10 protein-coding genes and 2 pseudogenes are annotated in these 11,979 nt (G+C 70.2%); 4 read left to right on the plus strand and 8 right to left on the minus strand.

The window, feature by feature from the left end; all coding sequences use genetic code 11:
• Positions 1-153: 153 nt before the first annotated feature.
• The 3 genes from rpsD to ACZ7GZ_RS20880 form a co-directional block, all read right to left on the minus strand.
• On the minus strand, positions 154-768 hold the full coding sequence (rpsD, locus tag ACZ7GZ_RS20870; RefSeq protein WP_228618885.1) for a 30S ribosomal protein S4: 615 nt from the start codon (positions 766-768) through the stop codon (positions 154-156).
• A 304-nt stretch (positions 769-1,072) separates the two neighbouring features.
• A complete protein-coding gene (locus tag ACZ7GZ_RS20875; RefSeq protein WP_471026155.1) occupies positions 1,073-2,428 on the minus strand; it encodes a replication-associated recombination protein A in 1,356 nt (451 codons plus the stop codon).
• A gap of 48 nt (positions 2,429-2,476) precedes the next feature.
• Positions 2,477-3,133, minus strand: a complete 657-nt coding sequence (locus tag ACZ7GZ_RS20880; protein WP_471026158.1) for a vitamin K epoxide reductase family protein — start codon at positions 3,131-3,133, stop codon at positions 2,477-2,479.
• 145 nt (positions 3,134-3,278) lie between these two features.
• Between ACZ7GZ_RS20880 and ACZ7GZ_RS20885 the strand changes: the two are divergent.
• Together ACZ7GZ_RS20885 and ACZ7GZ_RS20890 are read left to right on the plus strand one after the other, a co-directional pair.
• Positions 3,279-3,623, plus strand: a pseudogene (locus tag ACZ7GZ_RS20885) (ATP-binding cassette domain-containing protein); the annotation flags it as partial.
• 101 nt (positions 3,624-3,724) lie between these two features.
• The gene (locus ACZ7GZ_RS20890; protein ID WP_471026183.1) at positions 3,725-3,802 is read left to right on the plus strand and encodes a hypothetical protein; all 78 of its coding nucleotides are present in this window, start codon (positions 3,725-3,727) and stop codon (positions 3,800-3,802) included.
• A 122-nt stretch (positions 3,803-3,924) separates the two neighbouring features.
• Here the strand turns inward: ACZ7GZ_RS20890 and hisS are convergent, their stop codons facing one another.
• Together hisS and ACZ7GZ_RS20900 are read right to left on the minus strand one after the other, a co-directional pair.
• Positions 3,925-5,187, minus strand: coding sequence for a histidine--tRNA ligase (gene hisS, locus ACZ7GZ_RS20895; RefSeq protein WP_471026161.1), 1,263 nt, complete (start codon positions 5,185-5,187; stop codon positions 3,925-3,927).
• Positions 5,188-5,199: 12 nt separating this feature from the next.
• Positions 5,200-5,916 (minus strand): MBL fold metallo-hydrolase, encoded by a 717-nt coding sequence (locus ACZ7GZ_RS20900; RefSeq protein WP_471026163.1) that lies wholly within the window; start codon positions 5,914-5,916, stop codon positions 5,200-5,202.
• 170 nt (positions 5,917-6,086) lie between these two features.
• On the opposite strand from ACZ7GZ_RS20900, the gene ACZ7GZ_RS20905 reads away from it, so the two are divergent.
• Both ACZ7GZ_RS20905 and ACZ7GZ_RS20910 read left to right on the plus strand, forming a co-directional pair.
• Positions 6,087-6,917: a peptidylprolyl isomerase gene (locus ACZ7GZ_RS20905; protein WP_471026165.1), complete on the plus strand. Its 831-nt coding sequence runs from the start codon at positions 6,087-6,089 to the stop codon at positions 6,915-6,917.
• A 143-nt stretch (positions 6,918-7,060) separates the two neighbouring features.
• A complete protein-coding gene (locus tag ACZ7GZ_RS20910) occupies positions 7,061-8,290 on the plus strand; it encodes a DUF349 domain-containing protein (protein ID WP_471026167.1) in 1,230 nt (409 codons plus the stop codon).
• A gap of 75 nt (positions 8,291-8,365) precedes the next feature.
• On the opposite strand, the gene relA is transcribed toward ACZ7GZ_RS20910, so the two are convergent.
• From relA to ACZ7GZ_RS20925, 3 genes and pseudogenes are all read right to left on the minus strand, one after another.
• Positions 8,366-10,903, minus strand: coding sequence for a GTP pyrophosphokinase (gene relA / locus ACZ7GZ_RS20915; protein WP_471026170.1), 2,538 nt, complete (start codon positions 10,901-10,903; stop codon positions 8,366-8,368).
• Positions 10,904-11,221: 318 nt separating this feature from the next.
• Positions 11,222-11,761, minus strand: a complete 540-nt coding sequence (locus ACZ7GZ_RS20920; protein WP_471026173.1) for an adenine phosphoribosyltransferase — start codon at positions 11,759-11,761, stop codon at positions 11,222-11,224.
• Positions 11,758-11,979, minus strand: a pseudogene (locus ACZ7GZ_RS20925) (protein translocase subunit SecF); the annotation flags it as partial. The gene ACZ7GZ_RS20920 and the pseudogene ACZ7GZ_RS20925, both read right to left, overlap by 4 nt.

Here is an 11,979-nt window from a genome sequence, read left to right on the forward strand (position 1 = left end):
AGACCGGGCGCGGCACGGAGAGCGAGTAGTCCGGGCGCGGGAGGCGAGAAGGCCGGCCGAGGCACGGAGAGCGAAAAGCGAACCCGCCGCCTCGTCCGCCCGGCGGGGCCGGGCGGGGAGACGGCGGGCTGAGGCCTTACGCCGTGACCGGGGTCAGCGGGCGTAGTACTCGACGACGAGCTGCTCGTCGCAGATGACCGGAACTTCCTTGCGGTTCGGCTCGCGGTCCAGGCGGAACGCCAGGGCCTTGAGGTTCACCTGCAGGTAGCGCGGGGTCTCACCCTCGGGGGCGAAGCCACCCTCGCGGGCGATCTGGAAGAGCGTCTTGTCCTTGGAACGGTCGCGGACCTGCACGACGTCGTCCGGGCGGACGCGGAAGGACGGCTTGTCGACCTTCTGGCCGTTGACCTGGATGTGGCCGTGGACGACCATCTGACGGGCCTGGTAGATGGTGCGGGCGATGCCCGAACGCAGGACCAGGGCGTCGAGACGGCGCTCGAGCTCCACGATCAGGGCCTCACCGGTCTTGCCCTGGACCTTGGACGCGCGCTCGTAGGCGCGGACCAGCTGGCGCTCGGAGATGTCGTACTGCGCGCGCAGACGCTGCTTCTCCAGCAGACGGACCTTGTAGTCCGAGTTCTGCTTGCGGCCACGGCCGTGCTCACCCGGCGGGTAGGGACGGGCCTCGAAGTACTTGACGGCCTTCGGGGTCAGCGCGATGCCGAGGGCACGCGACTTCTTGACCTTGGGGCGGGACTGGTTCGCCACTGTCTTTCGTCTCTTTCGTAGTGTTCGGCTCGTCAGGATTAGGGAGGTCGCATCCGCAGCCGGGAAAACCCGCCGGGTCCCGAGGGGACCTGCCGGGCAGCCGCTTCCCTGGTCTGGGCACATACATGCAGCACGCGAGTGACCCACCGACCGCTCCCGGAACTCCGGGTGGTGATGGGTTGCCCGCGACACCGTTCGACGGTGCGCGACGCTCCTGGAGTCCATCCGGGGAGGATGGCGCTCCGGCTGGCTGTCCCGCTCTGACAGCACGGGACTCAGCACTCCGGGGAAGTCTACAGGGCGCTCAGGACCGTCTGCGACCGAGGTGCTTCCTGGTCCACTCCACCGCGTCCGCGTACCGCGCCTCGGCGCCGTGCCGGCCCGGGGTGTAGTACTCGCGGTCCTTCAGGGCGTCCGGTGCGTACTGCTGCTGGGCGATGCCCTCGGGCAGGTCGTGCGGGTACACGTACCCCTGGGCGTGGCCGAGTTTGGCGGCGCCCTTGTAGTGCCCGTCGCGCAGGTGCGGCGGGACCGGGCCGGCCAGGCCCTTGCGTACGTCCTCCATGGCGGCGCCGATCGCGGTGGTCGCCGCGTTGGACTTGGGGGCGAGCGCGAGGGCGATGGTGGCGTGGCTGAGGGTCAGGGCGGCCTCGGGGAGGCCGATCATGGCGACGGCCTGGGCCGCGGCGACCGCGATGGGCAGGGCGTTCGGATCGGCCAGGCCGATGTCCTCGCTGGCGGAGATCATCAGGCGGCGGGCGATGAAGCGGGGGTCCTCGCCGGCCTCGATCATGCGGGCCAGGTAGTGCAGGGCCGCGTCGACGTCGGAGCCCCGGATGGACTTGATGAGGGCACTGGCGACGTCGTAGTGCTGGTCGCCGTCGCGGTCGTACTTGACCGCGGCCCGGTCGACCGTCTGCTCCAGCGTCTCCAGGCTGATCGCGCTCTCGCCCTGGTCCAGGGCCGCTCCGGCGGCGGCCTCCAGGGCGGTCAGGGCGCGGCGGGCGTCTCCGCCGGCGATGCGCAGCAGGTGTTCCTCGGTGTCCTCGGGGAGGGCGACGGCGTCCTTCAGGCCGCGGTCGTCGGACAGGGCGCGCTTGAGGAGGCCCCTGACGTCGTCGTCGGTGAGGGGTTCGAGGGTCAGCAGGAGCGAACGGGACAGCAGGGGCGAGATCACCGAGAAGTACGGGTTCTCCGTGGTGGCCGCGATCAGGGTCACCCAGCGGTTCTCGACCGCCGGGAGCAGGGAGTCCTGCTGGGCCTTGCTGAAGCGGTGGATCTCGTCCAGGAAGAGGACGGTCTCCTTGCCGAAGCCGCCGGTCGCGCGGCGGGCGCCGTCGATGACCGCACGGACCTCCTTGACGCCCGCGGTGATCGCGGACAGCTCCACGAACCGCTTGTTCGTCGCCTTGGAGACCACGTAGGCGAGGGTGGTCTTGCCGGTGCCGGGCGGGCCCCAGAGGATCACCGAGGAGGGTCCGGCGGGCCCGCCGGAACCCTCGCCGACCAGCCGGCGCAGCGGAGAGCCGGGCTTCAGCAGATGCTGCTGGCCCACGACCTCGTCGAGGGTGCGCGGGCGCATGCGCACCGCCAGGGGGCTCGCTGCCGGGTCCGTCTCCTGGCGTTGTTCCGCTGCGGCGGTGAACAGGTCGGGTTCCACGTTCAAAACCCTAAATCACCGCACTGACAACGCGGCCGGGCCGGGGGGTCAGGCCCAGAGCTGGCTGCCCCAGCGGGTCAGGATCAGCATGGCGATGACGCCGCAGTGGGTGACCGGGACGACCCAGGTGAACTCGGCGAGGAACCGCTTGAGCCAGCCCGGCGCGGGCAGGAAGCCGTTGCGGACGTTGAACGAGGTCACGTACCAGAACATGGTGATCGTGGCGACCCAGGCCAGCGAGCACCACAGGCACAGCGCGTTGATCTCGTACAGCGACTGGACCTGCAGCCAGGTGACGAAGCAGACGCCGAAGAGCGTGCCGAAGTTGAAGGTCAGCCAGTACCAGCGGGGGAAGCGGGCGCGGCCCAGCAGGCTCATGCCGACGCAGATGACGATGCCGTAGCAGACCAGGCCGAGCCAGGGGTTCGGGAAGCCGAAGGCGGCGGCCTGCTTGCTCTCCATGACGCTGCCGCAGGACACGATCGGGTTGACGCTGCACCCGGGTGTGAACGTCTTCCCGGCGATCTTCGCTTCGAGGATCTTGTTCTTGTCGAGCGTGATGACCCACGCGGCCAGCAGCCCGGCCGCGCCGGTGATCACCAGGAGGAGGGCGAAGGCACGGCTGCCGCCCACCGTGCGCGGGCCGTCGGCGGCACGCTCGGGACCGGACTCCGTGGAGACGTCGTTGACTGTCGTCTTGCTCATCACGCCGATTCCGTCATTTGAGAGTTGGACCATCTTCGGGTACGGCTCATTGTGCCGCACGCACGTGTGTGTCCACCGTTCGAAGGACATAAGGAGGTACGCACGGTGGTCACGGATCGTTCGGTTCCGGCCGATATTCGAGGGCATGACAGCACACGCGAACGAACTCGCGGTGGACGTCCGGGGGCTGCGGAACCGGTACGGGGGCGTCACCGCGGTGGACGGTCTCGACCTCGGTATCCGGCGCGGTGAGGTGTTCGGCCTGCTCGGGCCCAACGGCGCGGGCAAGAGCACGACGGTGGGGATCCTTCAGGGCCATCGGTCACGGGACGGGGGCGAGGTGTCGGTCCCCGGTGCGGACCCGGCGACGGGCACGCGCGCGTGGAGGTCCCGTGGGGGAATCGTCTGACAGGACGAATCGGCGCCCGCCGAGTTGACGGTGAGCGAGAGGGTACGGCACTTCGCCCGCTACTACCCGCGCCCGCGCGAGAGGGTGCTGGTCCCGGCGGTGGCGGCCCGCCTGGTGGACCGGCTGCGGACCAAGCCGGAACGGCCCCGGTGTCGGAGCGGGAGAGGGCGGTACTGCGGCTGGTGGCGGAGGGCTGCACGAACGGGGAGATCGGACGTCGGCCGTACATCGGCGAGTCAACGGTGAAGACCCAACTGTAGCGGGCCTTCGGCAAGTTGGGGGTGGACGACCGGACGGCGGCCGTGACCCACGCCATGCGGTACGGCTTGCTGGAACAGTGAGAGGGCGCCGGGGGTCGCCCCGGCGCCCTCTCGTTGCCCTACTAGCCGAGCCGGGACTCCAGTTCCGCCACGACCTCGTTCACGCCGATCGCCGTCTGCTCGCCGGACTCCATGTCCTTGAGCTGGACGACGCCGTCGGCGAGGTCGCGCTCCCCGGCCACGATCGCGTAGCGGGCCCCGCTGCGGTTGGCGTTCTTCATGGCGCCCTTCAGACCCTTGCCGCCGTACGAGAAGTCCGCCGTGATGCCGACCTTGCGCAGTTCGGTGACCTTCGCGAACAGCACGCGGCGGGCCTCCTCGCCGAGCGGGACGGCGTAGACCGACGTGGTGGGGGGCAGGTCCAGCTCCACGCCCTCCGCCTCCAGGGCGAGGACCGTGCGGTCGACGCCGAGGGCCCAGCCGACGGACGGCAGCGCCGGGCCGCCGATCATCTCGGACAGGCCGTCGTAACGGCCGCCGCCGCCCACGGCGGACTGGGAGCCCAGACCGTCGTGCACGAACTCGAAGGTGGTGCGGGTGTAGTAGTCCAGACCGCGCACCAGCTTCGGGTCGTCCTCGAAGGACACGCCCGCCGCGGTGATCAGCTCGCGGACCTCCTCGTGGTACGCCTTGCACGCGTCGCACAGGTAGTCGCGCAGCAGCGGGACGCCGGTGAGCTGCTTCTGCACCGACTCGCGCTTGTCGTCGAGGACCCGGAGCGGGTTGATGTCGACGCGGCGGCGCGTGTCCTCGTCCAGGTCCAGGCGGCGCAGGAAGTCCTGCAGCGCGGCCCGGTACACCGGCCGGCACTCCTTGTCGCCCAGCGAGTTCAGCAGGATGCGGAAGTCGCGCAGGCCCAGCGAGCGGTACGCCTGGTCGGCCAGGATGATCAGCTCGGCGTCCAGGGCCGGGTCCTCCGCGCCGATCGCCTCGGCGCCGACCTGGGAGAAGTGCCTGTACCGGCCCTTCTGCGGGCGCTCGTAGCGGTACTGCGAGCCCGAGTACCAGACCTTCACCGGGAGGTTGCCCGTCTTGTGCAGGTTGGCCTCCAGCACCGCGCGCAGCACGGCGGCGGTGGTCTCCGGACGCAGGGCCAGCTTGTCGCCGCCCTTCGTCTCGAAGACGTACATCTCCTTCGTCACGATGTCGGTGGACTCACCGACACCGCGCGCGAACAGCTCCACGTTCTCGAAACCGGGCGTCTCGATGTAGCCGTAGCCGGAGCTCCTGAGCGGCGCGGCGATCGCCTCGCGGACGGCCAGGAACTTGGCGCTGTCCGGCGGCAGCAGGTCGTACGTGCCCTTGGGGGCCTTGAAAGTGGTCACGGAAGTCTCTCGTCACATTCCTCGTCGGGGAGCCGGTGAGGCGCCGCGATCTCGGCGGCCTGCGGCCACTTCCCGCAGATAGGGGTTGGTGGCGCGCTCCTGGCCGATGGTCGTCTGGGGGCCGTGGCCGGACAGCACCACGGTGGAGTCGTCGAGCGGCAGGCACACGCGGGCCAGCGACTCGACCATGTCCTCCATGGATCCGCCCGGCAGGTCGGTGCGTCCGATGGAGCCGGCGAACAGCAGATCCCCGGAGAAGAACACCGACGGGATGTCGGCGGTCTCGGGCATCCGGAAGGTCACCGACCCCTTGGTATGGCCCGGCGCGTGCGCGACGGAGAACTCGAGGCCCGCCAGTTCGAGGGTGGTGCCGTTGGCCAGCTCCCGGACGTCGTCCGGCTCCCCCACGGTCAGCTCGCCCATCAGCGGCATGCCGATGGACCGGCCGAGCGACTTCTCGGGGTCGCTCATCATGTACCGGTCCTCGGGGTGGATCCAGGCCGGTACGCCGTGTGCGCCGCAGACCGGGACGACCGAGGCCACGTGGTCGATGTGGCCATGGGTGAGGACGACGGCGACGGGCTTGAGCCGATGCTTCTTCAGTGCTTCCTCGACGCCTTCGGCGGCCTGGTGGCCGGGGTCGATGATCACGCACTCCTCACCGGCGGCGGGGGCGACGAGATAGCAGTTCGTCCCCCAGGCCCCGGCGGGGAACCCGGCAATGAGCACGATCGTCCTTCGTTGTGTCGATACGGGTGACCACAAGCTGTGGTCCAGAGCCTACCGGCGCTGCCGTTTCCTCAGCGAACCCATATACGGTACGGGGCTACACGCAGCGGTCGGCTCACGAGGACGCACGCGTACCGGTCGACACACGACACGCATGAGGAGAAAACCCGGTGGTCAGCCAGGAGCAGCGGCGGCGTCAGCTCGCCCGGGAGAAGTTCTTGCGGCAGCAGCAGCGGCGCACCAGCGCGCGGCGCAAGGCCCGTGTGCGCAACTCCGTGATCGCGTCGGTACTCGGCGTGATCGTGATCGGAGGTGTCGCGCTGTACACGACCGATGTGCTGAAGGGCGGCGACGACAAGGCCAAGGCGGGCGCCGACATCACCCCCAGCGCCTCGCCGACCAGCAAGGCTTCGGACCCGTGCGCGAAGCCGGCGGCCGGCTCGGCGAAGAAGCTGAGCTGGAAGAAGGAGCCGGCGATGACGATCGACACGTCGGCGAAGTACACGATGAAGCTCGCGACGACGTGCGGTGACATCGACGTCGCGCTGAAGACGGCGGCGGCCCCGCACACCGTGAACTCGTTCGACTTCCTGGCGGGCAAGGGCTACTTCGACCACACCAAGTGCCACCGCCTGACCACGAGCGGTATCTACGTGCTCCAGTGCGGCGACCCGCAGGGCACCGGCATGGGCGGGCCGGGGTACACGCTCCCGGACGAGAACCTGAAGGACAAGAGCCTGAAGGCCAACACGTACCCGGCGGGCACGGTGGCGATGGCCAACACCGGTCAGAAGCACACCGGCGGCAGCCAGTTCTTCCTGGTCTACAAGGACAGCCCGCTGCCGCCCCAGTACGCCCCGTTCGGGACGGTCTCGGAGGCGGGCATGAAGGTGCTGCAGAAGATCGCCGCCGCCGGCGCCCAGCCCGCCGACCCGACCACGCAGAACACCGCGCCGAACGCGACCGTGGTGATCAACAAGGCGACGGTGACGAAGTCCTGACGGCAACGACGGCAACTGCGGAATTTCGGTCGCGCTGGATGCGGACAGGTAACCCGCTGGTCGCCTATGTTGGCCGTGACGAAACTGTGGACGATGCCCGGGGGTGCTGAGGCCCCCCGCAGGCATCATGTGGAGGAGGCGCTGTGAGCAGCGACCCGTGGGGCCGCGTCGACGAGACGGGGACCGTGTACGTGCGTACGGCCGACGGCGAGCAGGTCGTCGGATCCTGGGCGGCCGGCTCCCCTGAGGAGGCGCTTGCCTACTTCGAGCGCAAGTACGAGGGCCTGGTTGTCGAGATCGGCCTCCTCGAGAAGCGAGTGCAGACCACGGACCTGTCGGCGAAGGACGCCCAGGCCGCCATCGACCACCTGCGCGAGCAGGTGGACGCCCATCACGCGGTCGGCGACCTGGACGCCCTGCGGGGGCGGCTGGACAAGCTCGTGCAGACGGTCGAGGCGCGCCGCGAGGAGCGCAAGGCGCAGCGGGCCAGGCAGTCCGACGAGGCCCGCAAGGCCAAGGAGGACCTGGTCACCGAGGCCGAGCAGCTGGCCCAGTCCGACCAGTGGCGGGCCGCCGGTGAGCGGCTGCGGGCGCTGGTGGACACCTGGAAGGGGCTGCCGCGGCTGGACCGCAAGTCCGACGACGAGCTGTGGCACCGCTTCTCGCACGCCCGGTCGGCGTTCTCCAAGCGGCGCAAGGCGCACTTCGCGCAGCTGGACGCGCAGCGCGAGGAGGCCCGCCGCATCAAGGAGCGGCTGGTCGCCGAGGCCGAGGCGCTGTCGGGTTCGACGGACTGGGGTCCGACGGCGGCCCACTACCGCGAGCTGATGTCGCAGTGGAAGGCCGCGGGCCGCGCCCAGCGCGAGCACGAGGACGACCTGTGGAACCGCTTCCGCGGCGCTCAGGACGTGTTCTTCGCCGCCCGCAGCTCGGTGTTCGCCGAGCGGGACGCGGAGCAGTCGGAGAACCTGAAGCTGAAGGAGGAGCTGGCCGAGGAGGCCGAGAAGCTGCTTCCGATCGGCGATCTGAAGTCCACGCGGGCCGCCTTCCGTTCGATCAACGAGCGCTGGGAGGCCATCGGCCATGTGCCGCGGGACGCGCGGCCGAAGGTCGAGGGCCGGATGCACGCGGTCGAGCGGGCGATCCAGGAGGCCGAGGAGGCCGAGTGGCGCCGGACGAACCCGGAGGCACGCGCGCGTGCCGAGGGACTGACCGGTCAGCTGCAGGCCGCCGTGGACAAGCTGAAGGCGCAGATCGAGCAGGCCCGCGGCCAGGGCAACAACGCCAGGGCCGACAAGCTGGAGCGTGAGCTGGAGGGCCGCCAGGCGCTCCTGGAGCAGGCCCTGAAGGGCCTGCAGGAGTTCGGCGGCTGATCCCCCTCACCCGCATGGGAAAGGGCCCCGTACGCGCGTGCGGGGCCCTTTCCCATGCGGGTTCACATGCGCGGTCTACGACCGGGTGCGTCCCGACGTCACGCGGTACACGTCGTACACGCCCTCGACGCCCCGTACGGCCTTCAGGACGTGGCCGAGGTGCTTCGGGTCGCCCATCTCGAAGGTGAACCGGGAGGTGGCGACCCGGTCCCGGGAGGTCTGGACGGCCGCGGAGAGGATGTTGACGTGCTGGTCGGACAGGACCCGGGTGACGTCCGACAGGAGCCGCGAGCGGTCCAGCGCCTCCACCTGGATGGCGACCAGGAAGACCGAGGACTGGGTGGGCGCCCACTCGACGTCGAGGATGCGCTCGGGCTCACGGGACAGCGAGTCGACGTTCAGGCAGTCGCTGCGGTGAACCGATACGCCGCTGCCGCGGGTGACGAAGCCGATGATCGGGTCACCGGGTACGGGCGTGCAGCAGCGGGCCAGCTTGACCCACACGTCGTCCACGCCCTTGACGACGACGCCCGGGTCGGCGCTGGAGCGGCGCTTGCGGCCCCGGCCGCGCGTCGGCGGTACCGACTCGTCGATCTCCTCGGTGGCGGCCTCCTCGCCGCCGAGGGCCTGGACCAGCTTCTGCACGATGTTCTGTGCGGAGACATGGCCCTCGCCGATCGCCGCGTACAGCGCGGAGATGTCCGAGTAGCGCATCTCGTGCGCCAGTGTCACGAGGGAGTCCCCGGTGAGGATGCGCTGGATCGGCAGGTTCTGCTTGCGCATCGCCCGGACGATCGCGTCCTTGCCCTGCTCGATCGCCTCGTCCCGGCGCTCCTTGGAGAACCAGGCGCGGATCTTGTTGCGCGCCCGCGGTGACTTGACGAAGCCGAGCCAGTCCCGGGACGGCGCGGCGCCGGGCGCCTTGGAGGTGAAGACCTCCACCAAATCGCCGTTGTCCAGGGTGGATTCGAGCGGTACGAGCCTGCCGTTGACCCGCGCCCCTATGGTGCGGTGGCCGACCTCGGTGTGGACCGCGTACGCGAAGTCCACCGGGGTGGCACCGGCCGGGAGCGCGATGACGTCGCCCTTGGGCGTGAAGACGAAGACCTCGTTGCGGGACAGGTCGAAGCGCAGGGACTCCAGGAACTCGCCGGGGTCCTCGGTCTCCTTCTGCCAGTCCAGCAGTTGCCGCAGCCACGCCATGTCGTTGATGGCGTCCTTGTCCTTCGCGGACGTCCTGGGCGCGTCCGTACGGACCTTGGAGGCGCCGGCGACGGCCTCCTGCTTGTACTTCCAGTGCGCGGCGATGCCGTACTCGGCGCGGCGGTGCATGTCGAAGGTGCGGATCTGCAGCTCGACCGGCTTGCCGTTGGGCCCGATGACCGTCGTGTGCAGCGACTGGTACATGTTGAACTTGGGCATCGCGATGTAGTCCTTGAACCGGCCGGGGACCGGGTTCCATCGCGCGTGCACGGTGCCGAGGGCGGCGTAACAGTCGCGGACGGTGTCGACGAGGACACGGATGCCCACCAGGTCGTAGATCTCCGCGAAGTCACGGCCGCGGACGATCATCTTCTGGTAGACGCTGTAGTAGTGCTTGGGGCGGCCGGTGACGGTGGCCTTGATGCGGGCGGCGCGCAGATCAGACTGGACCTCGTCGGTCACTATGGCGAGGTATTCGTCCCGCTTGGGCGCCCGCTCGGCGACGAGCCGGACGATCTCGTCGTACATCTTGGGGTAGAGGATCGCGAACGCGAGGTCCTCCAGCTCCCACTTGATGGTGTTCATGCCGAGCCGGTGGGCGAGCGGCGCGTAGATCTCCAGCGTCTCGCGCGCCTTCTTCTCCTGCTTCTCGCGCTTGAGGTAGCGCATGGTGCGCATGTTGTGCAGGCGGTCGGCGAGCTTGATGACCAGGACGCGCGGGTCCTTGGCCATGGCGACGACCATCTTGCGCACGGTCTCGGCCTGCGCGGCCTCGCCGAACTTGACCTTGTCCAGCTTGGTGACGCCGTCGACGAGCAGGGCGACGGTGTCGCCGAAGTCGCGGCGCAGCTGGTCGAGGCCGTACTCGGTGTCCTCGACCGTGTCGTGCAGCAGCCCCGCCATGAGGGTGGCCGGGTCCATGCCGAGTTCGGCGAGGATGGTGGTGACGGCGAGCGGGTGCGTGATGTACGGGTCGCCGCTCTTGCGCTTCTGCCCGCGGTGCCAGCGCTCGGCGACCTGGTAGGCGCGCTCGATCTGACGGAGCGTGGAGTTCTCGATCTTGGGGTCGTTGCTGCGCACTATCCGCAGCAGGGGCTCCAGGACCGGGTTGTAGGGGTTCGCGCGCTGGACGCCGAGGCGGGCGAGGCGGGCGCGGACGCGGTTGGAGGAGCCGGTGCGGGCGGGCTGGGTGGCGGGCTGGCGCACCACCGGCGGCTGCACCGGGCGCTCGGGCGGGACCGGCTTGGGACGCGAGGCCTCGGCAGCCTTTTCGACGGGCGCGGACTGGGCGTGCTCGATCGGCCCGCGGGTGTCGTTCTTCGCGTTGGACGCGTGCGGCGCGGGCTTGGCCGCGGGCGCCGAGGCGGGCTCGGGCTTGGCGGCGGTCAGTGGCTGGGCCTCGTCTGGCAAGAGGGCTCCTCGTGCGCGATCCGGGTCCCCCGGTCAGGCTCCGGAAACCCCATGGTAGCGATCCTGCGGCTGGTCATCGCCTTCAGGCGGACGTGAGGACCGTCTACTCATGCAACACGGGAGGCTTCCGCCGGATTCCGGGAGGTGGAATCGGGGTGGTCGGGGGGCGTGCGCCGGATGTCCTGCGAGTGGCTGCGAGTGGCCTGGGCTGCGCCTTCGCCCGCCTCCGCCCTGTTCTGTTCCCCACCGCACCCGTGGTGCCGGCGGGAAACACGAAGCGGCCCCGGCGAAACCGGGGCCGCTTGTGCAGCAATCCGCTCAGACCTGGAGCAGCGCCTCCAGGGGAGCCGGGCCCAGGGCCGGCTCCAGCCGGCCGCGACCGCCGAGGAAGCCGAGTTCCATCAGCACCGCCAGGCCCGAGACCTCCGCGCCGGCGCGCTGGATGAGATGGATGGCCGCCTCGGCCGTACCGCCCGTTGCCAGGACGTCGTCCACGATCAGCACGCGGTCACCGGCCGCCAGGTCCTCCGCGTGCACCTCGATCTCCGCCGAGCCGTACTCCAGGTCGTACGCCTGGCGCAGCGTCGCTCCGGGCAGCTTGCCCGCCTTGCGGACCGGGATGAAGCCGAGGCCCGCGCGGACGGCGACCGGGGCGCCGAGGATGAAGCCCCGGGCCTCCAGACCGACGATCTTGGTCGCGCCGGTGTTCGCGGCGATCTCGGCCAGCGCGTCGGTGAGCGCCGTGAACGCGGCCGGGTCCGCGAGCAGCGGGGTGATGTCCTTGAACATCACGCCCGGCTCGGGATAGTCGGCGACGTCGCGGATGCGGCTGAGCAGCAGCTCCTGGATGTCGGTCATCGGCGCTTCCCGGAGGGTCGGCCGCGGCCCCGGCCGCGGGCCGCGGCCTGGCTACGGGGGCCCACGACGGCGGGAGCGGTGTCGTCGGAGTCGTCGTCGGCACGGTCGGCCGCGAGGTTCTCCTCGGCGGCGGCCTGGGCGCGCTTGGCCAGGACCCGCTTGGTGAGGGCCTTCATCGCGGGCTCGCGCTCCTTGAGGTCGGCGACGAGCGGCGTGGC

The sequence above is a fragment of the Streptomyces sp. NPDC037288 genome, from assembly GCF_055603265.1.